The 21,417-nt window shown below is 70.0% G+C and carries 18 protein-coding genes and 1 riboswitch; of the genes, 13 read left to right on the top strand and 5 right to left on the bottom strand.

The annotated features are described in order from the left end of the window. The first annotated feature begins 18 nt into the window (after positions 1–18). On the top strand, positions 19–2,238 hold the full coding sequence (locus tag ACFWJX_RS27490; RefSeq protein ID WP_383248347.1) for a PQQ-binding-like beta-propeller repeat protein: 2,220 nt from the start codon (positions 19–21) through the stop codon (positions 2,236–2,238). A 21-nt stretch (positions 2,239–2,259) separates the two neighbouring features. Here ACFWJX_RS27490 and nadA read toward each other — a convergent pair whose 3' ends face one another. Next, positions 2,260–3,444 carry a quinolinate synthase NadA gene (gene nadA, locus ACFWJX_RS27485; RefSeq protein WP_383248345.1) on the bottom strand — a complete coding sequence of 395 codons (1,185 nt, stop codon included), beginning with the start codon at positions 3,442–3,444 and terminating at the stop codon, positions 2,260–2,262. 277 nt (positions 3,445–3,721) lie between these two features. On the opposite strand from nadA, the gene erpA reads away from it, so the two are divergent. After that, the gene (gene erpA / locus ACFWJX_RS27480; RefSeq protein ID WP_073497023.1) at positions 3,722–4,078 is read left to right on the top strand and encodes an iron-sulfur cluster insertion protein ErpA; all 357 of its coding nucleotides are present in this window, start codon (positions 3,722–3,724) and stop codon (positions 4,076–4,078) included. Positions 4,079–4,146: 68 nt separating this feature from the next. Here erpA and ACFWJX_RS27475 read toward each other — a convergent pair whose 3' ends face one another. Together ACFWJX_RS27475 and ACFWJX_RS27470 are read right to left on the bottom strand one after the other, a co-directional pair. Beyond that, entirely contained in the window at positions 4,147–5,937 is a 1,791-nt protein-coding gene (locus tag ACFWJX_RS27475) for a hypothetical protein (protein ID WP_383248343.1), read from the bottom strand. A gap of 146 nt (positions 5,938–6,083) precedes the next feature. After that, positions 6,084–6,293: a hypothetical protein gene (locus tag ACFWJX_RS27470; protein WP_383248341.1), complete on the bottom strand. Its 210-nt coding sequence runs from the start codon at positions 6,291–6,293 to the stop codon at positions 6,084–6,086. A 129-nt stretch (positions 6,294–6,422) separates the two neighbouring features. Between ACFWJX_RS27470 and ACFWJX_RS27465 the strand changes: the two genes are divergently transcribed. After that, a complete protein-coding gene (locus tag ACFWJX_RS27465) occupies positions 6,423–7,397 on the top strand; it encodes a carbohydrate kinase family protein (RefSeq protein WP_383248339.1) in 975 nt (324 codons plus the stop codon). 1 nt (position 7,398) lies between these two features. Here the strand turns inward: ACFWJX_RS27465 and ACFWJX_RS27460 are convergent, their stop codons facing one another. After that, positions 7,399–8,781, bottom strand: a complete 1,383-nt coding sequence (locus ACFWJX_RS27460) for a cysteine desulfurase/sulfurtransferase TusA family protein (protein ID WP_383248337.1) — start codon at positions 8,779–8,781, stop codon at positions 7,399–7,401. A gap of 293 nt (positions 8,782–9,074) precedes the next feature. Here ACFWJX_RS27460 and coxB point away from each other — a divergent pair, with 293 nt between their 5' ends. The 4 genes from coxB to ACFWJX_RS27440 all read left to right on the top strand — a co-directional run bounded on the left by coxB (position 9,075) and on the right by ACFWJX_RS27440 (position 13,549). After that, positions 9,075–10,034 carry a cytochrome c oxidase subunit II gene (coxB, locus tag ACFWJX_RS27455; protein ID WP_383248335.1) on the top strand — a complete coding sequence of 320 codons (960 nt, stop codon included), beginning with the start codon at positions 9,075–9,077 and terminating at the stop codon, positions 10,032–10,034. Next, on the top strand, positions 10,031–11,767 hold the full coding sequence (gene ctaD / locus ACFWJX_RS27450; protein ID WP_073491893.1) for a cytochrome c oxidase subunit I: 1,737 nt from the start codon (positions 10,031–10,033) through the stop codon (positions 11,765–11,767). The genes coxB and ctaD overlap by 4 nt, the downstream gene beginning before the upstream one ends. Then, a complete protein-coding gene (locus ACFWJX_RS27445) occupies positions 11,764–12,162 on the top strand; it encodes a cytochrome c oxidase subunit 4 (RefSeq protein WP_383248333.1) in 399 nt (132 codons plus the stop codon). Before ctaD ends, ACFWJX_RS27445 begins: the two co-directional genes overlap by 4 nt. Before the next feature lie 130 nt (positions 12,163–12,292). Then, positions 12,293–13,549, top strand: coding sequence for an Ig-like domain-containing protein (locus ACFWJX_RS27440; protein WP_383248331.1), 1,257 nt, complete (start codon positions 12,293–12,295; stop codon positions 13,547–13,549). An 86-nt stretch (positions 13,550–13,635) separates the two neighbouring features. Here ACFWJX_RS27440 and ACFWJX_RS27435 read toward each other — a convergent pair whose 3' ends face one another. Then, on the bottom strand, positions 13,636–14,037 hold the full coding sequence (locus tag ACFWJX_RS27435) for a hypothetical protein (protein WP_383248329.1): 402 nt from the start codon (positions 14,035–14,037) through the stop codon (positions 13,636–13,638). A gap of 178 nt (positions 14,038–14,215) precedes the next feature. On the opposite strand from ACFWJX_RS27435, the gene ACFWJX_RS27430 reads away from it, so the two are divergent. The 6 genes from ACFWJX_RS27430 to ACFWJX_RS27405 all read left to right on the top strand — a co-directional run bounded on the left by ACFWJX_RS27430 (position 14,216) and on the right by ACFWJX_RS27405 (position 21,391). Further along, positions 14,216–14,836 carry a heme-copper oxidase subunit III gene (locus ACFWJX_RS27430; protein ID WP_073491889.1) on the top strand — a complete coding sequence of 207 codons (621 nt, stop codon included), beginning with the start codon at positions 14,216–14,218 and terminating at the stop codon, positions 14,834–14,836. Positions 14,837–14,901: 65 nt separating this feature from the next. After that, positions 14,902–15,714 carry a c-type cytochrome gene (locus ACFWJX_RS27425; protein ID WP_383248327.1) on the top strand — a complete coding sequence of 271 codons (813 nt, stop codon included), beginning with the start codon at positions 14,902–14,904 and terminating at the stop codon, positions 15,712–15,714. Continuing rightward, positions 15,711–16,769 (top strand): Rieske 2Fe-2S domain-containing protein, encoded by a 1,059-nt coding sequence (locus tag ACFWJX_RS27420; protein ID WP_383248325.1) that lies wholly within the window; start codon positions 15,711–15,713, stop codon positions 16,767–16,769. Before ACFWJX_RS27425 ends, ACFWJX_RS27420 begins: the two co-directional genes overlap by 4 nt. Next, positions 16,766–18,388 carry a cytochrome bc complex cytochrome b subunit gene (locus ACFWJX_RS27415; protein ID WP_383248323.1) on the top strand — a complete coding sequence of 541 codons (1,623 nt, stop codon included), beginning with the start codon at positions 16,766–16,768 and terminating at the stop codon, positions 18,386–18,388. Before ACFWJX_RS27420 ends, ACFWJX_RS27415 begins: the two co-directional genes overlap by 4 nt. A gap of 137 nt (positions 18,389–18,525) precedes the next feature. Beyond that, entirely contained in the window at positions 18,526–19,590 is a 1,065-nt protein-coding gene (gene trpD, locus ACFWJX_RS27410) for an anthranilate phosphoribosyltransferase (RefSeq protein WP_383248321.1), read from the top strand. Between the two features lie 101 nt (positions 19,591–19,691). Next, a riboswitch (SAM riboswitch) is annotated at positions 19,692–19,808 on the top strand. A 206-nt stretch (positions 19,809–20,014) separates the two neighbouring features. Further along, a complete protein-coding gene (locus ACFWJX_RS27405) occupies positions 20,015–21,391 on the top strand; it encodes an aminotransferase class V-fold PLP-dependent enzyme (RefSeq protein ID WP_383248320.1) in 1,377 nt (458 codons plus the stop codon). Positions 21,392–21,417 lie beyond the last annotated feature (26 nt).

The following is a 21,417-nucleotide window of genomic DNA, read 5'->3' as shown; positions in this document are numbered from 1 at the left end:
GGGAAGGGGATCGGGGCGGTGCCACTGCACAAGGACGACCCGAAGGCGCTCGGTGGATACCGGATCGTGGACCGGATCGGATCCGGGGGCATGGGCGTCGTCTACCTGGGCCGGTCCCGGTCCGGGCGTGAGGTCGCCGTCAAGGTGGTGCACGCCCAGTACGCGCAGGACAAGGTCTTCCGGGCCCGCTTCCGCCAGGAGATCGAGGCCGTCCGCAGGGTGAGCGGGGCCTTCACCGCCCCGGTCGTGGACGCCGATCCGGAGGCCGTCCGGCCCTGGATGGCCACCCAGTACGTGCCCGGTGCCGCGCTCTCGGCCCGGATCCGCGACGCCGGCCCGCTGAGGGGGACGGAACTGAGGCAGCTGACCCTCGGGCTGGTGGAGGCGCTGCGGGACATCCACCGGGCCGGGGTCGTGCACCGTGACCTGAAGCCCTCCAACGTCCTGATGGCCGAGGACGGCCCCCGGGTCATCGACTTCGGCATCTCCCGCGCCACCGAGAACCAGACCCTCACCGAGACCGGCCACGCGATCGGCACCCCGCCCTTCATGTCCCCGGAACAGTTCAAGGACGCCCGGTCGGTCGGCCCGGCCTCGGACGTCTTCTCCCTCGGCGCGCTGCTGGTGTTCGCCGCGACCGGCCGCGGGCCCTTCGACGCGGACAGCCCCTACCTGACGGCGTGGCGGGTGCTGCACGAGGAACCGGCGGTGGACGCGGTGGCCGAGCCGCTGCGCGCGGTCCTGTCCCGCTGCCTGGCGAAGGACACCGCCGACCGGCCCGGACTCGACGAGCTGGCCGAGGATTTGGCACGGGCGCTGCCCGAACCCGCGGCGGGCGAGGAGACGGTGACCCTGCGGCTGCCGCCCCGGTCCGTGGCGAGCGACGAACCCGGCAGGCCCGCCGCCGTGCCCCGGCCGGGCCGACGCTCCTGGCTGCGCCGGTGGCCGGTCCTGGCCGGGGTGGCGGGCATCCTGGCCGTGACGCTCACCGGGTATCTCCTCTTCGACCCCTTCGGGGGCAACGACTCGGCGTCGGACGTCACCGGCTCCGACTCCCCCGGCTGGGCCCCCCTGCCCGACGGCTGGGAGCCCTGGCGGACCTCGGTGTTCGGGACCGCCGCGAGCGGGGTGACGAAGCCGCTGGCCGGCTCGGGAGCGTCCTCCGGCAACTCCCCGTCCTGCGAGATGGGCAAGGGCGCCCTCTACTGCGGGGGCAGCGGGGTCCTCCCGGTCCGGGTCGACGGGACGACGGGCCGGCTCGCCTGGCGGGCCGACAGGCTGCCCTCCCTGGGGGAGGAGGGGTACGGGAGCAGCGTCCTCGGGGTGCGCGACGGTGTGCTGCTGGTCACGCAGTCGGCTCTCAACAGCGCGGGCGACGACACGACCTCCAGCGTCGTCGCCCTCGACTCCCTCACCGGCGAGCGGCTCTGGTCGCACCTGATGAGCACGACCGGCCTCACCGCCGCTCTCGTGGGAGATCTGCTGATGACCCCGGACGGCAACCGGGTGACCGCCCGCGACCCGATCGGGGGCACCGCGCTCTGGACGGCCACCCTGCCCGCCGCGTCCAGCTACGGCTGCCAGTTCTACGACGTCGACAGCGTCCCGTACGCGGGCTGCACCGACGCGGGTACACCGACGCGCACCGTGTTCTACGCCGTCGACCCGGCCGACGGTTCGACCCGGAAGGTGAGCGTGCCGGACGGCGACTCCATGTACGTCGGCGCCGTCGACGGTGACCTGGCCTTCCTGATGCAGGTGTCGCGGGACGCCCGCAACCCCCAGGAGTCGGCGTACGGCGAGGTCCTGCTGATCGACCCGGACACCGGAACCGTACGGAAGAAGAGGCTGCCGGGCGGCCCGCGCGGCAGGCCGGCGCTGGTGGGCGGAGTCCTCTGCTTCGCCTCCTCCCGAGGGCAGTTGGCCGCCCACTCGCCCGAGACGGGCGAGCAGCTGTGGCAGACCTCGACGACCCTTCAGCAGCCGGGGACACCCGTCGCGGACGGGCAGGGGCGGGCGGTGTTCGCGGCCAGCGCCTCCGGACGGGTCGCCGCTCTCGACATCGGGACGGGCAGCCTCCTGTGGGAGTCCGCCGCGCGGGCCGAGCAGGTCGTCGAGTTCGGGTACTCCACGGCACGGGTGTTCCTCGACGAGGGCGCCCTGGTGGTGCTCACCCCCGACGGGACCGTCTTCACGCTGGACCCGGGCCACCCCGACCAGGAGCCGCTGTCGGGGTGATCCGGGGCCCGCGGGGTCCGGTTACGGCAGTGCCAGCATCCGCTCCAGCGCCAGCTTCGCGAACGCCTCGGTCTCCTTGTCGACCTCGATGCGGTTGACCAGCTTGCCCTCGGCCAGGGACTCCAGGGTCCAGACCAGGTGCGGCAGGTCGATGCGGTTCATGGTCGAGCAGAAGCAGACCGTCTTGTCGAGGAAGACGATCTCCTTGCCCTCGGGCGCGAAACGGTTCGCCAGCCGGCGGACCAGGTTCAGCTCCGTGCCGATGGCCCACTTGGAACCGGCGGGCGCGGCCTCCAGGGCCTTGATGATGTACTCGGTCGAGCCGACGTGGTCCGCCGCTGCCACGACCTCGTGCCGGCACTCGGGGTGGACCAGCACGTTCACGCCGGGGATGCGGGCGCGTACGTCCTCCACCGACTCCAGGCTGAAGCGGCCGTGCACCGAGCAGTGGCCCCGCCACAGGATCATCTTCGCGTCGCGCAGCTGCTGAGCGGTCAGACCGCCGTTCGGCTTGTGCGGGTTGTACAGGACGCAGTCCTCCAGCGTCATGCCCATGTCCCGCACCGCGGTGTTGCGGCCCAGGTGCTGGTCGGGGAGGAAGAGGACCTTCTCGCCCTGCTCGAAGGCCCACTCCAGGGCCTTCTTCGCATTGGACGAGGTGCAGATCGTGCCGCCGTGCTTGCCCGTGAACGCCTTGATGTCCGCGGAGGAGTTCATGTACGAGACGGGCACGACCTGCTCGGCTATGCCGGCCTCGGTCAGCACGTCCCAGCACTCGGCGACCTGCTCGGCCGTCGCCATGTCGGCCATCGAGCAGCCGGCCGCCAGGTCGGGCAGGACCACCTTCTGGTCGTCGGACGTCAGGATGTCCGCGGACTCGGCCATGAAGTGCACACCGCAGAACACGATGTACTCGGCCTCCGGGCGGGCGGCCGCGTCCCGGGCCAGCTTGAAGGAGTCGCCCGTGACGTCGGCGAACTGGATGACCTCGTCGCGCTGGTAGTGGTGCCCGAGGACGAAGACCTTGTCACCGAGCTTCTCCTTGGCGGCGCGGGCCCGCTCCACCAGGTCCGGGTCGGACGGCGAGGGCAGGTCGCCGGGACACTCGACGCCCCGCTCACTCCTCGGGTCGGCCTCACGGCCGAGCAGCAACAGGGCGAGGGGGCTCGGCTGTACGTCGAGCTCCGTGGTCTGGGCGGTGGTCACGGCACGCACCCTTTCTACTTTTCGTCGATCTGACGTTATCTATCATAACCTGCTTCATGTCACTTTGACGATGGTCATTGCGTCGATGTGACATGAATCCCGGTGCCGCCGCTCCGGCTTGTCCACAGGGCGCCCAGGGCCGCTGTTCGCTGCCGCGTGGGTGTGCGAGCATGAAGGAACGGGCGAAGAGAAGTTGCCCGGCCCGTGGAATGAATCCGCGGCCCCGCCGGTTGAAACCGTCGGCAAGCAGTCTCCGTACAACCCGGGAGAGATGTAGATGTCCGTATCGGACGAGACCAGCACCGTCACCGACGGCATCATCCTGTCCGACGCCGCCGCGGCGAAGGTCAAGACCCTGCTCGACCAGGAAGGCCGCGAGGACCTGGCCCTGCGTGTCGCCGTCCAGCCCGGTGGCTGCTCCGGCCTGCGCTACCAGCTCTTCTTCGACGAGCGTTCCCTCGACGGTGACGTGGTCAAGGACTTCGATGGTGTCAAGGTCGTCACCGACCGCATGAGCGCCCCGTACCTGGGCGGCGCGTCCATCGACTTCGTGGACACCATCGAGAAGCAGGGCTTCACGATCGACAACCCGAACGCGACGGGCTCCTGCGCCTGCGGTGACTCCTTCAGCTAAGCCGTCCGCACGGCATACGGAAGGCGGCGGCCCCCTCCGAGGGGCCGCCGCCTTCCGTATGTCCGGACCTACCGGGGCAGCCGCGCCCCCGGCTTCTCCAGCGGAACCTGCTCGCCGTCCGACCCGACGACCTTCCGGTCCCCGAGCGGCTCGTCCAGCTGCACGGTCCGGTGGAAGAACTTGGCGATCTTGATGCAGATCGCGTCCGGCCACGGCTTCTCGGTCACGGTGACCTTCACCTGGCCCTCGCTCTCCACCGCCTTCGCCGTGTAGTCGGAGCACACCCCGCCCGTGAAACCGACGACCAGCTCGCGGCCCTCGGCCGTGTAGCCCTCGACCGTCACCTCACGGGTCTCCGTCCCGGAGGTCGGCGCCTCGGACGGCGTGGCCGCCGGGGGCGCGCTCAGGAACTCCGGCTCGACCGCCGGATGCGTCACCGTGTAGTCGTCCCCGGCCCCGGTCGCGCGCACCGAGAACAGCCAGGACGGCACCAGCACCTGCCGGCCGCCCGAGGCGTGCGGGGCGAGCCCGAACACCGCGTCCTCGACCGTGAGCGTCTCCTTCTGCGGCACGCCGGTCGACGCCTCGCAGGGGCTCTCCAGCCGGTCCTTCGCCGGCACGGGCGTGGCGCAGCCGCCGATGCCCGTACGCTGGTCGGTCCCCGGCGCCGCGTTCATCCGGTCCAGCGTCTCCTGCGCGCCCAGCACGGGATACGTCTCTCCCTCGGCAGGCGCCTTCACCTGGCCGCTGCCGCCGACGATCTCGCCCTGGGCGCTGACGGTGACGCCGGTCGTCCAGCCGTAGGTCGGCAGGCCGTCGACCTCGGCGTCGGCGTTCACGATCCGCTGCGCGCCCATGACCTGGCTCGCGTCGATCTTGGCGTCGTCCTGCCCGACCGCCTTCAGGACCGGCGCCGCCGCCTTCTTCGCGGCCGCCTCGCTCACCGGGTCGACGGACGAGGCCGTGGCCTCCGGTGTGCAGACGGTGGAGCCGCTCTTGCAGTCGTCGGTGCCGGGGGCGTACCGGCTGAACGTCCACAGACCCGGCGCCCCCTTCTCCACCCGGAGCACCGGCCCGGACCCGTCCTTCCCGGAACCGACCCTCCAGGCCTGGCCCTCGGTCACCGGAGTCCCCTCGACCCCCAGCGCGCCCGCCAGTCGGGCCACCTCGGCCCGCGTGACCTCGCCCTTCGCCCAGTACACGGACGCCGAGGCCGGACCGTCGGGGAGAGCGCCGTCGGCCCGGTAGGTCACCCCGTACGGGTTCGGCTCGCCGGGCGCGATGCCGTTGCCCCCGGCGGACGCCGGCGCGTAGTCGTCCAGCACGAGCGCCGGGGGAGTGCCACCCCCCGAGGAGGGCGTCCCGGCGCTGCCGTCGGCCGCACCGCCCGCACTGGCGGCGAGATAGGCCCCGCCCCCACCGACGACCAGCACAGCGGCGGCGACAGAGGCGACAAGCACGGAGGACCGCCGCCGGCCGCCGTCGGGGGAGCCGTCGCCGGGAGGGCTGCCCTCGGCGGAGGAGCGCCCGAGGACGTCGGCCTCGGCGTCCTCCTCGGACGCGGCGAGGGGTGCCTCGGCGGGCTTCTCCGCTTCCGCTTCCGGCGCCGTGCCGGGGGCATCGGCGGGCTCCTCCGGGCCGGGCTCCCGCCCGGCCCCGGCGGCAGGCCGGGCCGCCTCGGCCGTCCGGGGCCCACTCGCCTCGGCGCCGTCGGCCTCCCCGGTCTCCTCGACCGTGGCGTCCGCCGCCCGCGCGGCCTCCGGGGCGTCCCGGTCCTCGGGCGTACCCCGGTCCTCCGGTGTCCGTCCGTCCTTCGGCCCGCGTGCGGCGTCGTCGTTGTCGGGTCGCTCGGTGTTCACCGCATCGCTCCTTCGGCTGCGCTGCTGTCGTACCTGACATCCCCTTTACGGGGGACAGCGATGGGACGCAGCGGGGGAGCGCACGGTTCCCCTACGGGCGCCCCGGCCGAAAGAAAGGCCGCGCGAAAGCCCGTGGGGGCCTCGCGCTAGTTGCCGTACTCCGGCATCGCCTCCAGCAGCCGGGCCGAGGCCGCCGGGACGGTCACGCCGTGGATCAGGGACAGAGGCACGGGACGCGCCACGCTCTTCTCCGGTGCGGTCCAGTGCGGAGCCATCCGCGCGCAGTCGCCCCGCAGCGACGCCAGGTCGCCTTCGAGGTCGGCCGGAGCGGGCGCGGGGACCTTGAGGTTTGTCATACACCGCACCGTATGCAGGTCGAGCCCGCGAAGAAAGATCTACTATCGGGTAGTTTCCTCCGCTTCAATGGCGGCGGCGGACCGGATAGCGTGAACTGTCAATCCACCTCCCACAGGAGAGTCCACGCCGTGCGCATCGCAGTCACCGGCTCCATCGCAACCGACCACCTCATGACGTTCCCCGGCCGCTTCGCCGACCAGCTCGTCGCGGACCAGCTCCACACGGTCTCGCTCTCCTTCCTGGTCGACAAGCTGGACGTACGGCGCGGCGGGGTGGGCGCGAACATCGCCTTCGGTATGGGGCAGCTCGGCACGAGGCCCGTCCTGGTCGGCGCCGCCGGCTCCGACTTCGACGAGTACCGGGCCTGGCTGGACCGGCACGGCGTCGACACCGCCTCGGTCCGCATCTCCGAGACCCTGCACACGGCCCGTTTCGTGTGCACCACCGACTCCGACCACAACCAGATCGGCTCGTTCTACACGGGCGCGATGAGCGAGGCCCGCCTCATCGAGCTGAAGACCGTCGCCGACCGCGTCGGCGGTCTCGACCTGGTCCTGATCGGCGCCGACGACCCCGAGGCGATGCTCCGCCACACGGAGGAGTGCCGTTCCCGGAACATCCCCTTCGCCGCCGACTTCTCGCAGCAGATCGCCCGCATGGGCGGCGAGGAGATCCGCATCCTGCTGGACGGGGCGACGTACCTCTTCTCCAACGAGTACGAGAAGGGCCTCATCGAGTCCAAGACCGGCTGGAGCGACGAGGAGATCCTCGGCAAGGTCGGCCACCGCGTCACCACCCTCGGCGCGCGGGGCGTGCGCATCGAGCGGGCCGGCGAGGACCCGATCGAGGTCGGCTGCCCGCAGGAGGAGCGCAAGGCCGAGCCCACCGGCGTCGGCGACGCCTTCCGGGCGGGTTTCCTCTCCGGCCTGGCCTGGGGCGTCTCCCTGGAGCGCGCCGCCCAGATCGGCTGCATGGTCGCCACCCTGGTCATCGAGACCATCGGCACCCAGGAGTACCAGCTCCGCCGCGCCCACTTCATGGACCGCTTCGCGAAGGCGTACGGCGACGAGGCCGCCGCCGAGGTCCAGAAGCACCTGAGCTGACTCAGAGAAGCCGGCGGACCAGATAGGCCGAGCCCCGGTCCGCCGGCTCCTCACCGACGTACTCCTGCCCCCGCATCTGGCACCACGCGGGAATGTCCAGCCGGGCAGCCTCGTCGTCGGACAGGACCCGCACCGTGCCGCCGACCGGCACCCGCCCGATGACCTTCGCCAGCTCGATGACGGGGATCGGGCAGAGCTTGCCGAGAGAGTCCACGAGCAGCTCGTCCTCCCCGGTGACCGCCGGGGGCGTGGGCGTGGGCGCCCCGAGCTTCTCCCGGACACCCGCCACCGCACCCGGCAGCACGGCGAGGAACCGCTCCACGTCCTCCTCGGCCGTCCCCGGCGGCAGCGACACCCGCACGTTCCCCTCGCTCAGCACCCCCATCGCCTTGAGCACATGGCTCGGCGTGAGCGTGCTGCTCGTGCAGGACGAACCGGACGAGACGGAGAAACCCTCACGGTCCAGCTCGTGCAGCAGAGTCTCCCCGTCGACATAGAGACAGGAGAAGGTGACGATCCCGGGCAGCCGCCGCTCCGCGTCACCCACCACCTCCACATCCGGCACGGACCGTGCCACCCCGGCCCGGATCCGCCCGGTCAGCTCCCGCAGCCGCTCGGTCTCGGCCGCCGCCTCCGCCCGTACCGCCCGCAGCGACGCCACGGCGGCCACGATCGCCGGGATGTTCTCGAAGCCGGCCGCCCGCCCCGACTCCCGTTCGTCGGACGGCCCTTGGGGAGCGAACCGGACGCCCTTGCGCACCACGAGCAGCCCCACCCCCGACGGCCCGCCCCATTTGTGCGCGCTCGCCGCCAGCAGCGACCAGGGCCCCTCCACCGGCCCCCACCCCAGCGACTGCGCCGCGTCGACGAACAGCGGAACCCCCGCCTCCCGGCAGGCCTCGGCCACCTCCGCCACCGGCTGCTCGGTCCCCACCTCGTGGTTGGCCGACTGGAGGCAGGCGAGCGCGGTGTCGGACCGCAGGGCCCCGGCGTACGACTCGACGGTCACCGCGCCGGACCGCAGCACCGGCACCTGTGTCACCGTCCCGCCCTCCGACTCGAACACCTCGGCCGAATGGAGCACGGAGGAGTGTTCGACCGCTGACACGATCAGGTGGCGTCCGGCGCGCCGCCGACCCGTCAGCGCGCCCGCGACACCGCTGTGCACGGCTCGTGTCCCGGACGGAGTGAACACCAGCTCGTCGGGCCGGCATCCCACCGCCTCCGCCGCGGCCTCACGGGACGCGTCGAGCAGCATCCGGGCCCGGCGGCCCTCCCGGTAGAGCCGTGCCGGATCGGCCCAGCCCTCGTCGAGCGAGGCCAACAGGGCCTGACGGGCCACGGGATGGAGCGGGGCGGCGGAGGCGGCATCGAAGTAGGACACACGGCAACGGTAGAACGCGGGGGAGCCGGACGGCGGCCCGGGGAACTGCGCGACCAGCCACAAACCCGTCCGCACATGCCCAACAAGCCGCATCCCCGAGCGATTAGGCGCCTCCTCCCACCCCTGGGCATGACCCCCGGCGCGTTGCCCACCCCTCCCCGCGCGACCCCAAAACGCGTCCAGTAGGGTTTGGTCCGCATAAACATCCAAACCCCTGCCCGACGCAGGGCGGCGACCTACCAGCGAGAAGGCCGCAGCCGACCGCGCGGGCGAGACTCTCGGGAAGGCGCTACGTGAGTCCCAACGGCTCCGACCGCTCGCCGCGGCGCCCGATGCGGCGGAAGCTGCTGCAGGCACTGACCGCGGGCCTGGTCCTTGCGACCGCAACCGGTTGCACATACGAGGACTTCCCCCGCCTTGGTATGCCCACCCCCACCACGGAAGAGGCTCCGCGGATCCTCTCCCTGTGGCAGGGGTCATGGGCTGCCGCGCTGGCCACCGGCGTGCTGGTGTGGGGCCTGATCCTGTGGAGTGCTTTCTTCCACCGGCGCAGCCGCACCAAGGTCGAGGTACCTCCGCAGACCCGGTACAACATGCCCATCGAGGCCTTGTACACGGTGGTACCGATCATCATCGTCTCGGTCCTCTTCTACTTCACGGCCCGCGACGAATCGAAGCTGCTCAGCCTCGAGAAGAAGCCCGACGTCACGGTCAACGTGGTCGGCTTCCAGTGGAGCTGGTGCTTCAACTACATCGAGAGCGTCGACGGTTCCACCGGTGACGCGAAGTCCGACAAGAACCTGGCCGCGATCCCGGACCGGTACAAGAAGGACTTCCCGGCCGACTCGGGCGGTGTCTACACCTGCGGCACCCCCGGTGAGCGGAACTCGCAGACCGACAACCCCGGCCCGACCCTCTGGCTCCCCGAGGGCAAGACGGTCCGCTTCATCCTCACCTCGCGGGACGTCATCCACTCCTTCTGGGTGGTGCCGTTCCTCATGAAGCAGGACGTCATCCCGGGCCACACCAACGCCTTCCAGGTGACCCCCAACAAGCAGGGCACCTTCCTGGGCAAGTGCGCCGAGCTGTGTGGCGTCGACCACTCCCGGATGCTGTTCAACGTGAAGGTGGTCTCCCCCGAGCGTTACGAGCAGCACCTGAAGGACCTCGCCAAGAAGGGGCAGACCGGTTACGTTCCGGCCGGCATCGAGCAGACGAGCCCCGAGAAGAACCGGGAGTCGAACATCCTGTGAGCATCCTCAACGAACCCCAGGGTGCCGCCGCAGCAGGGTCCCACTATGAGGACGAGCTGCCGGTCCGGCGCCAGCGCCGCGGCGAAGTCGTCGTCAAGTGGCTCACCACGACGGACCACAAGACGATCGGCACGCTGTACCTCGTGACGTCGTTCGCGTTCTTCTGCATCGGTGGCGTGATGGCGCTCTTCATGCGCGCCGAGCTGGCCCGTCCGGGCCTGCAGATCATGTCGAACGAGCAGTTCAACCAGGCGTTCACGATGCACGGCACGATCATGCTGCTGATGTTCGCGACGCCGCTGTTCGCCGGCTTCGCGAACTGGATCATGCCGCTCCAGATCGGCGCGCCGGACGTCGCGTTCCCGCGGCTGAACATGTTCGCCTACTGGCTGTACCTGTTCGGCTCGCTCATCGCCGTCGGCGGCTTCCTCACGCCGGACGGTGCGGCCGACTTCGGCTGGTTCGCCTACTCCCCGCTGTCGGACGCGGTCCGCAGCCCGGGTATCGGCGCCGACATGTGGATCATGGGTCTGGCCTTCTCCGGCTTCGGCACCATCCTCGGCTCGGTCAACTTCATCACCACGATCATCTGCATGCGCGCACCGGGCATGACGATGTTCCGCATGCCGATCTTCGTGTGGAACGTGCTGCTGACCGCCGTCCTGGTCCTGCTGGCCTTCCCGGTCCTCGCGGCCGCGCTGTTCGCCCTGGAGGCGGACCGCAAGTTCGGCGCCCACATCTTCGACGCCTCCAACGGCGGCGCGTTGCTGTGGCAACACCTCTTCTGGTTCTTCGGCCATCCAGAGGTGTACATCATCGCCTTGCCCTTCTTCGGCATCATCAGCGAGATCATCCCGGTCTTCTCCCGCAAGCCGATGTTCGGCTACATGGGCCTGATCGCCGCGACGATCTCGATCGCCGGCCTGTCCGTGACGGTGTGGGCCCACCACATGTACGTCACCGGCGGTGTGCTGCTGCCGTTCTTCTCCTTCATGACGTTCCTCATCGCCGTGCCGACGGGCGTGAAGTTCTTCAACTGGATCGGAACGATGTGGAAGGGGTCACTGAGTTTCGAGACCCCGATGCTCTGGGCGACCGGCTTCCTGATCACCTTCACCTTCGGTGGTCTGACCGGCGTCATCCTGGCCTCGCCGCCGATGGACTTCCACGTGTCGGACTCCTACTTCGTGGTGGCGCACTTCCACTACGTCGTCTTCGGCACCGTCGTCTTCGCGATGTTCGCCGGCTTCCACTTCTGGTGGCCGAAGATGACCGGCAAGATGCTCGACGAGCGCCTCGGCAAGATCACCTTCTGGACGCTGTTCATCGGCTTCCACGGCACGTTCCTGGTCCAGCACTGGCTGGGTGCCGAGGGCATGCCGCGCCGCTACGCGGACTACCTGGCCGCCGACGGCTTCACCGCCCTGAACACGATCTCGACGATCAGCTCGTTCGTACTCGGCCTGTCCGTCCTGCCGTTCTTCTACAACGTGTGGAAGACCGCCAAGTACGGCAAGCCGGTCGCCGTCGACGACCCGTGGGGCTACGGCCGCTCCCTGGAGTGGGCGACCTCCTGTCCGCCGCCGCGGCACAACTTCCTCACCCTGCCGCGGATCCGCAGTGAATCCCCGGCGTTCGACCTGCACCACCCGGAGATCGCAGCGCTCGAGCAGCTGGAGCACGCCGGTCACGGCGCCGGCGCCATCGCGGGCAGCAAGGAGGCCGGCAAGTGAAGATCCAGGGCACGATGTTCATCTGGCTGAGCGTCTTCGTCCTCGCCATGGCGGTCGTCTACGGCGTGTGGTCGAAGGAGCCGGCCGGTACGACGGCCCTCTTCCTGGCCTTCGGCCTGTGCATCATGATCGGCTTCTACCTGGGCTTCACCGCCAGGCGGGTCGACACCGGTGCGCAGGACAACAAGGAGGCGGACGTCGCGGACGACGCCGGCGAGCTGGGCTTCTTCAGCCCGCACAGCTGGCAGCCGCTCTCCCTGGCCGTCGGCGGAGCCCTCGCCTTCCTGGGGGTCGCGGTCGGCTGGTGGCTGCTCTACTTCTCCGCCCCGCTGATCCTCATCGGCCTGTGGGGCTGGGTCTTCGAGTACTACCGCGGTGAGAGCCGCACCCAGTAGCACGCGACGCGCGCGGCAGAGCCCGGACACTCCGTCAGGAGCGTCCGGGCTCCTGCTTTTGCCGTAATCGGGATCGCCCGTCCGTGTCACCCAGCGCGCCATGGTTGACGCGGCTGCCTAGCGTGAGGTCATGAGCCACGAACCCCGCCCCGGCACCGTCGTCAGCTGCACGCTGCTGGTGACCGCCCTGGTCGCGGGCGCAACCGCCTGCGGCTCGGACGGCAACCCGCTCTCCTCACGTCCGTACGACGCGACGGACCAGATCTCGTTCAACGTCCCCGGCGGCGACGCCAGGAAGGCCGACCCGGACAAGCCCCTGGAGGTCAGGGCGGAGGACTCCGACGGACGGATCACCGACGTCACCGCCCTGGACGCCACAGGCCGCTACGTGGCGGGCGAACTCGCCGCCGACGGCAGTCGCTGGCACAGCACCGAGCCGCTGGCCGCCGATGCCCACTACACGGTCCGGGTGAGCACCGAGGACGAGGACGGCGCCCCCGGCCGCCGGGTCCTCACCTTCGACACCGGCAAGCCCACCGCCAAGAAGCGGCTGACCGTCACCTTCGGCCCCGGCGCGGGCACCTACGGCGTCGGCCGGCCCGTCACCGCCGAACTCAGCCAGCCGATCAAGGACCCCGCCCAGCGCGCGGTGGTCGAACGTGCCCTGAAGGTCGAGGCCAGGCCCGCCGTGCAGGGCGGCTGGCACTGGGTGGACGACAAGACGCTGCACTACCGCCCGAAGGACTACTGGCCCGCCCACGCCACGGTCCGCGTCCACAGCAACCTGGACGGCATCAAGGTCGGCGACCGGCTCTGGGGCGGCAAGGCGAAGGACGCCAAACTCACCATCGGGGACCGCGTCATCGCCGTCACCGACGCCTCCTCGCACTCCCTCACGCTGTACCGCAACGGTGAAGAGGTGAAGCAGATCCCCGTCACCACGGGCAAGCCCGGCTTCGAGACCCGCAACGGCGTCAAGGTGGTCCTCGGCAAGGAGTACTTCGTACGGATGCGCGGCACCACCGTCGGCATCGCCGAGGGCTCCTCGGAGTCGTACGACCTGCCCGTCTACTACGCCACCCGCGTCACCTGGAGCGGCGAGTACGTGCACGCCGCCCCCTGGTCCGTCGGTTCCCAGGGCTATGCCAACGTCAGCCACGGCTGCGTCGGCATGAGCACCTCGAACGCCGAGTGGTTCTTCGACAACGTCCGCGAGGGCGACATCGTCCAGGTCGTCAACAGCGACGGCGACACGATGGAGACCTTCGGCAACGGCTTCGGCGACTGGAACCTGGACTGGAAGAAGTGGCGCGAGGGCAGCGCCCTGACCGGCGGCAAGCAGAAGACCCAGGAGGACACGCCACGGCTCCAGCCGGCGGCCGTGTAGCTCCGGTGCCCCCTAGAGGCGCGCCGGAGCGGCGCGACGAGCCGCAGACGGCCCGCAGCCGCCGGAAAACCCCCGCACCCGACCCCTCAGGCGCCGACCAGGTTCCTGCGGCGCAGAATCGCCGCCAGGGCCTCCGCGAACTCCACCGGGTCCACCGGCAGGGTCACCGCCGCCTCCGCCCGGCTCCACGTGGCCAGCCACGCGTCCTGCGGCCGGCCGATGAGCAGCAGCACCGGCGGGCAGCGGAACACCTCGTCCTTGATCTGCCGGCACAGCCCCATGCCGCCCATGGGCGCGGCCTCGCCGTCCAGCACACACACGTCGATCCCGCCCTTGTCCAGCTCCGTCAGCACGGCGGCGGGCGTCGCGCACTCCAGGAGCTCGACCAGGGGCGCGTCCGGGGCCGGCCGGCGGCCGGCGGCCAGCCGTACCTGCTCCCTGGTGTTGGCGTCGTCGCTGTAGACCAGCACCGTGGCGGTCGCCTGCATGGTTCCTCCGCGTCATTGGAGTGGAACTTCGGGTACCGATGGGGCGGATGCTACTCCCCCGGACACCTCGTCAACACCTGTTGGAACATGCCTGCGATGGGCCATACGGGCAGTACACGACGTGTGAACACTCCGAACGGCACCCCCCGGAGTGAGGGCGGGATAAGCGACCGACATAATGTCGGTCGTGGCGACAGCAACGACAGTAGATACCGGGCACGCGCACCCGTCGGTCAACCGGCCGAACCTCACCAGCGTCGGAACCATCATCTGGCTGAGTTCCGAGCTGATGTTCTTCGCGGCCCTCTTCGCGATGTACTTCACCCTGCGATCGGTGACGGGTCCGGACTTCTGGTCCGAGAAGGCCCACGCGCTGAACCTCCCGTTCTCCGCGACGAACACCACGATCCTGGTGCTCTCCTCCCTCACCTGCCAGCTCGGCGTCTTCGCCGCCGAGCGCGGTGACGTGAAGAAGCTCAGGATGTGGTTCATCGTCACCTTCGTGATGGGTGCGATCTTCATCGGCGGTCAGGTGTACGAGTACACCGAGCTGGTCAAGAAGGACGGGCTCTCGCTCTCCTCCGACCCCTACGGCTCGGCCTTCTACCTGACCACCGGGTTCCACGGCCTGCACGTGACGGGTGGCCTCATCGCCTTCCTGTTCGTCCTCGGCCGCACCTACGCGGCGAAGAGGTTCACACACGAGCAGGCGACGGCGGCCATCGTCGTGTCCTACTACTGGCACTTCGTCGATGTCGTCTGGATCGGCCTATTCGCCACGATCTACCTGATCAAGTAGCCGGGCCCGATCCCGCACCCATCCCGCAAGCATCGACGCAGAAGATCCTGACACCGGGGTAATCCGTGAAAAAGCTCTCCGCACGACGACGCCATCCGATGGCGGCGCTCGTCGTCCTACTCCTCGCGCTGGCATGCACCGGGGGGCTGTACGCCGTGTTCGCACCCGCGAGCAAGGCGCAGGCAGACGAAACCGCCCAGTCCCTCGCCATCGACGAGGGCAAGAAGCTCTACGCCGTCGGCTGCGCCAGCTGCCACGGCACCGGCGGTCAGGGCAGTTCCGACGGTCCGAGCCTGGTCGGCGTCGGCGCCGCGGCCGTCGACTTCCAGGTCTCCACCGGACGTATGCCGGCCGCGACCTCCCAGGGCGCCCAGGTGCCGGAGAAGAAGAACATCTACACGCAGGCCGAGATCGACCAGCTCGCCGCGTACATCGCCTCGCTCGGCGCCGGCCCGTCCGTCCCGACCGAGGCCCAGTACGGTCCCGAGGGCGCGGACATCGCCAAGGGCGGTGACCTGTTCCGCACGAACTGCGCCCAGTGCCACAACTTCACCGGCAAGGGCGGCGCCCTGACCCGGGGCAAGTACGCGCCTTCGCTCGAGGACGTGGACCCGAAGCACATCTACGAGGCCATGCAGACCGGCCCGCAGAACATGCCTTCCTTCCCCGACACGACGCTGTCGGAGCAGAACAAGAAGGACATCATCGCGTACCTGGACGCGGTCAACGGCGACGACACCGTGAGCCCCGGCGGCACGGAGCTGGGCGGACTCGGTCCGGTCAGCGAGGGCCTGTTCGGCTGGATCGTCGGTCTCGGCGGACTGATCGCTGTCGCTGTGTGGGTCGCCGCCCGGACCGCAAAGGCCAAGAAGTCATGAGTAGCCAAGACATTCCCGAAGAGAACCTGCCCGCTGAGCAGGACCATGCCCATGGTGCCGTAGGCGTCGCGGACGAGAAGCACCCGTTCGCCGACCCCGGGCTGCCGCCGCACGAGCACCGGATCCAGGACATCGACGAGCGGGCCGCCAAGCGGTCCGAGCGTGCGGTCGCGTTCCTGTTCACGCTGTCGATGCTGGCCACCGTCGGCTTCATCGCCGCCTACGTGGCGATCCCGCCCGACAAGTCGGTCTTCATCTTCCCGCTCGGCCACATCAGCGCGCTGAACTTCGCGCTCGGTATGACCCTGGGCGCGGCCCTGTTCTGCATCGGCGCGGGCGCGGTCCACTGGGCCCGCACCCTGATGTCCGACGTGGAGATCGCCGACGAGCGTCACGCGATCGCGGCGGAGCCCGAGGTCAAGGCCAAGGTCATGGCCGACTTCCGGGACGGCGCCAGGGAGTCCGCGCTGGGCCGCCGCAAGCTGATCCGCAACACGATGTTCGGCGCGCTGGCCCTGTTCCCGCTCTCCGGTGTGGTCCTGCTGCGCGACCTCGGTCCGCTGCCCGAGGACAAGCTGCGGCACACGCTGTGGGCCAAGGGCAAGCTGCTCGTGAACATGAACACCAACGAGCCGCTGCGTCCCTCGGACGTCGCCGTCGGTTCCCTCACCTTCGCCAAGCCCGAGGGCCTGGAGGAGCACGACCACGACTTCCAGACCGAGATCGCCAAGGCCGCCCTGATGATCGTCCGCATCCAGCCGGACAACATCAAGGACAAGCGCGAGCTCGAGTGGTCGCACGAGGGCATCGTGGCGTACTCGAAGATCTGCACCCACGTCGGTTGCCCGATCTCCCTGTACGAACAGCAGACGCACCACGTGCTGTGCCCCTGCCACCAGTCCACCTTCGACCTGTCCGACGGTGCCCGAGTCATCTTCGGTCCCGCCGGTCACGCCCTGCCGCAGCTGCGCATCGGCGTGAACGACGAGGGCTACCTCGAGGCGCTCGGCGACTTCGAAGAGCCCGTCGGTCCTGCCTTCTGGGAGCGCGGATGAGTAACAAGGACGACCGCCGCAAGGCACCCGCGGGCGAGCGGGTCGCCGACTGGGCCGACGGCCGCCTGGGGATCTACTCCCTGGCCAAGGCCAACATGCGCAAGATCTTCCCGGACCACTGGTCCTTCATGCTCGGTGAGATCTGCCTCTACAGCTTCATCATCATCATCCTCACGGGTGTGTATCTGACGCTGTTCTTCCACCCGTCGATGAACGAGGTGGAGTACCACGGCAGCTATGTCCCGCTCCAGGGTCAGCTGATGTCCGAGGCCTTCAACTCGACCATGCACATCTCCTTCGATGTGCGCGGTGGTCTGCTCATCCGGCAGATCCACCACTGGGCCGCGGTCATCTTCCTCGCCGGCATGTTCGTGCACATGATGCGCGTCTTCTTCACGGGCGCCTTCCGCAAGCCGCGCGAGATCAACTGGCTGTTCGGCTTCCTGCTGTTCGTCCTGGGCATGTTCACCGGTTTCACCGGCTACTCGCTCCCTGACGACCTGCTCTCCGGCACCGGTGTCCGTTTCACGCAGGGCGCGATCCTGTCCGTGCCGATCGTGGGCACGTACATCTCGATGTTCCTGTTCGGCGGGGAGTTCCCGGGCGGCGACTTCGTCGCGCGGTTCTACTCGATCCACATCCTGCTGCTGCCGGGCATCATGCTCGGGCTCGTGGTCGGCCACCTGATCCTGGTCTTCTACCACAAGCACACCCAGTTCGCGGGTCCCGGACGCACCAACAAGAACGTCGTCGGCATGCCGCTGCTGCCGGTCTACATGGCCAAGGCCGGAGGTTTCTTCTTCCTGGTCTTCGGTGCCATCGCGGCCATCGCCGGCATCGCGTCCATCAACCCGATCTGGGTGCTGGGCCCCTACCGTCCGGACCAGGTGTCCACCGGCGCCCAGCCCGACTGGTACATGGGCTTCGCCGAGGGTCTGATCCGTGCCATGCCGGGCTGGGAGATCAACTTCTGGGGCCACACGCTGGTGATGGGCGTGTTCGTCCCGCTGGTGCTGTTCGGTGTGTTCCTCGGCATGATCGCCATGTACCCGTTCATCGAGTCCTGGGTCACCGGCGACAAGCGCGAGCACCACATCCTGGACCGTCCGCGCAACGCCCCGACCCGTACGGCCTTCGGTGTCGCCTGGGTCACCGGCTACATGATCATGCTGATCGGCGGTGGCAACGACATCATCGCCACCCACTTCCATCTGTCGATCAACGCGGTCACCTGGTTCGTCCGGATCGGTTTCTTCGCCGGACCGGTCATCGCCTTCGTGGTCACCAAGCGGATCTGCCTCGGCCTCCAGCGCCGCGACAAGGACAAGGTGCTGCACGGTCGTGAGACCGGCACCATCAAGCGCCTGCCGCACGGTGAGTTCATCGAGGTGCACGAGCCGCTCAGCCAGGAGGCGCTCTACACGCTCACCTCGCACGAGCAGTACGCGCCGGCCGAGATCGGCCCGACGGTCGACGAGAACGGCGTCGAGCGCAAGGTGAAGCGCGGCGAGAAGGTCCGCGTCAAGCTGAGCAAGGCGTACTACGGCGAGGAGAGCCAGATTCCCAAGCCGACCGTCGAGGAGTACAAGGAGATCACGAGCGGCCACGGCCACCACTGATCGCTGCGTCGCCACGCAACGGAGAAGGGCCCCGTCCGGTGTACGGACGGGGCCCTTCGCCCTGTCCGCGGCTGGATAGGGTGGACCAGACGAGACGCGTCCCGTGCAGCGGGACCACACTGACCCAGGAGCGGCTTATGAGCGCTGTGACCCCCGCCGGAGGCGACACCGCGGCGGACCGTTCCTGGCCCGAGGTGCTGAACGCCCTGCTGTACGGCCGTGACCAGAGCGCCGACGCCACCGCGTGGGCGATGGACCGGATCATGCGGGGCGAGGCGACCGACGCCCAGATCGCCGGGTTCGTGGTGGCGCTGCGCGCCAAGGGCGAGACCGTCGAGGAGATCAACGGGCTGGTCCGCGCGATGTACGAGCACGCCAACGTGATCGAGGTGCCGGGTCGGACGGTCGACATCGTCGGCACGGGCGGCGACGGCGCGAAGACGGTCAACATCTCCACGATGTCCTCGATCGTCGTCGCCGGCACCGGCGTGAAGGTCGTCAAGCACGGCAACCGGGCCGCGTCCTCCGCGTCCGGCGCCTCGGACGTCCTGGAGAAGCTCGGCGTCCGCCTCGACCTGACCCCGCAGCGGGTGGCCGAGGTCGCCGAGGAGGCCGGGATCACCTTCTGTTTCGCGATCAAGTTCCATCCGGCGCTGCGTCACGCGGGCGCCGCCCGCGGCCAGTTGGGCATCCGCACGGTCTTCAACGTCCTCGGCCCGCTGACCAACCCGGCCCGCGTACGCGCCCAGGCCGTCGGTGTGGCGGACCCGCGCATGGCGCCGATCGTCGCGGGTGTCTTCGCCGAGCGCGGCAACTCCTCGCTGGTGTTCCGCGGCGACGACGGCCTCGACGAGCTGACGACGACCTCCACCTCCCGGGTCTGGGTGGTGCGCGACGGCAAGGTGACCGAGGAGTCCTTCGACCCGCGGGACGTCGGCCTCGACCTGGTCCCCGTCGAGGCCCTGCGGGGCGCCGACGCCGCCTACAACGCCGAGGTGGCGCGCAGGCTGCTGGACGGCGAGACGGGCCCGGTCCGTGACGCCGTACTGCTGAACTCGGCGGCAGCCCTGGTCGCCCTGGAGCCCACCGGCGCGCCGCTCGCCGAGCAGTTGCGGACCGGCATGGCCAGGGCCGCGGAGTCCCTGGACTCGGGGGCGGCGAAGCGGACGCTGGACCGCTGGGCGGCGGCCACCCACGCCTGAGCGCGGCACGGTGCGACGCGGGGCGCGGTCCACATTCCGTCTGTCTCAGGAAATGGACCGCGCCTTGCGCGTCGATGATCGTATGGCAGGATGCTGTACCAGGTCATGAGCGACAGTCATGAGGCCCCGGCCGACTGTCCGGCAACCCTCCGTCCGTGGCGGGGTGCCCCGGGTGAGGACCAGGCCGTGGACAGCAAGGTCTGCGGCAAGCGCGGACCCCTCGCACTCTCTCCGAGTGAGCGCGGCCAGGGGTCCTGGTCGTCGAGGAGCCTTCCGTGAGCAAGCGAATGCGATAGGGCCGCAGAGCCCCGCTTCAGCGTCCCTCTGTCACTTTCCCGCGCTCGAGCCGTAACCGCTCGCGTGGTGCCGTGCCCTTTGGGGGTTCCCCCCAACCCCGGCCCTTTCCTTTCACGGGAGTTCAGTCATGTCCGTCTCCACCGCTGCCGCCGCCCAGACCATTTGTGCCCCGCTGCCCGTTCTGGGACGTGATGTCACCGTCCCGCTCGTCACCGGCGGCGAAGTCAGCTACGCGGCCCTCGACTACGCGGCCAGCGCCCCCGCCCTCCAGCGCGTCTGGGACGACGTGGCGGCCTACGCCCCCTACTACGGCAGCGTCCACCGCGGCGCCGGGTACCTCTCCCAGCTCTCCACCGACCTCTTCGAGAACGCCCGCCGGACGGTTGCCGAGTTCCTCGACTGCCGGCCCGACGACCAGCTGGTCTTCACCCGCTCCACCACCGACTCGCTGAACCTCCTCGCCGCCGCCCTCCCCGCCGACTGCCAGGTCTTCGTCTTCGAGACCGAGCACCACGCCTCGCTGCTGCCGTGGAAGGACGCCCGGGTCACCTACCTCGACGCCCCGCGCACCCCGCGGCAGGCCGTCGCCACCCTGGAGAGCGCGCTCGCCGGCCGCACCGCATCCGGTCAAGAGGGCCACGGCCCGGCCCTGGTCTGCGTCACCGGCGCCTCCAACGTCACCGGCGAGCTGTGGCCCGTACGCGAACTGGCAGCCGCGGCGCACGCCCACGGCGCCCGGATCGTCCTGGACGCCGCGCAGCTCGCCCCGCACCACCCGGTGTCCGTCCGTGACCTCGACGTCGACTGGGTCGCCTTCTCCGGCCACAAGCTGTACGCCCCCTTCGGCTCCGGCGTCCTGGCCGGCCGCGCCGACTGGCTGCGGGCGGCCGAGCCGTACCTCGCGGGCGGCGGCGCCAGCCGCAAGGTCACCCGGCGTCAGGACGGGGGAGTGGACGTGGAGTGGCACGAGAGCGCCGCCCGGCACGAGGCGGGCTCCCCGAACGTCATCGGCGCCTACTCCATCGCCTCCGCCTGCAAGGCGCTCACCGAGGCGGGCTTCGACGCGCTGGTGGCCCGCGAGCAGTACCTCGTCGAGAAGGTCCGCACCGGCCTCGCGGAGGTCCCCGAGGTGCGGATCCTGTCCCTCTTCGGCGACGACGCCCCGCGGGTCGGCGTGATCTCCTTCGTCGTGGACGGCTGGAACAGCTCCCACTTCGCCGCCGCGCTCTCCGCCGAGTACGGCATCGGCGTCCGCGACGGCCTCTTCTGCGCCCACCCCCTGGTCCGCACCCTCCTGGGCAGCGACCCCCAGAGCCAGGGCGAGTGCGGCGCCCCCGAGGCGGCCCCCGGTGAGAAGTCCCTCAACGCGATCCGCGTGAGCTTCGGCGCGGGCACCCCCGACGAGCACGTCGACCGCTTCGTCGCGGCCGTACGGGAACTGGTGACCGTGGGCGCGAAGTGGACGTACAGGACCGAGGACGGCCGCTGCGTCCCGGCGGTGTAGGGGATCCCGTCCGCCGGAGGCGGTGT

Source organism: Streptomyces sp. NPDC058335 (assembly GCF_042723915.1).
Lineage (GTDB): Bacteria > Actinomycetota > Actinomycetes > Streptomycetales > Streptomycetaceae > Streptomyces.
The sequence above is the reverse complement of the archived record's forward strand: the minus strand, read 5'-3'. Positions and strand labels throughout refer to the sequence as shown.

Bases quoted from the DNA above. Each gene is read 5' to 3' on its own strand.
- ACFWJX_RS27430 (WP_073491889.1), top strand. From the start codon at position 14,216: ATGTCGGTCGTGGCGACAGCAACGACAGTAGATACCGGGCACGCGCAC.
- ACFWJX_RS27440 (WP_383248331.1), top strand. From the start codon at position 12,293: ATGAGCCACGAACCCCGCCCCGGCACCGTCGTCAGCTGCACGCTGCTG.
- erpA (WP_073497023.1), top strand. From the start codon at position 3,722: ATGTCCGTATCGGACGAGACCAGCACCGTCACCGACGGCATCATCCTG.
- ACFWJX_RS27435 (WP_383248329.1), bottom strand. From the start codon at position 14,037: ATGCAGGCGACCGCCACGGTGCTGGTCTACAGCGACGACGCCAACACC.
- trpD (WP_383248321.1), top strand. From the start codon at position 18,526: ATGAGCGCTGTGACCCCCGCCGGAGGCGACACCGCGGCGGACCGTTCC.
- ACFWJX_RS27415 (WP_383248323.1), top strand. From the start codon at position 16,766: ATGAGTAACAAGGACGACCGCCGCAAGGCACCCGCGGGCGAGCGGGTC.
- ACFWJX_RS27470 (WP_383248341.1), bottom strand. From the start codon at position 6,293: ATGACAAACCTCAAGGTCCCCGCGCCCGCTCCGGCCGACCTCGAAGGC.
- ACFWJX_RS27420 (WP_383248325.1), top strand. From the start codon at position 15,711: ATGAGTAGCCAAGACATTCCCGAAGAGAACCTGCCCGCTGAGCAGGAC.
- ACFWJX_RS27405 (WP_383248320.1), top strand. From the start codon at position 20,015: ATGTCCGTCTCCACCGCTGCCGCCGCCCAGACCATTTGTGCCCCGCTG.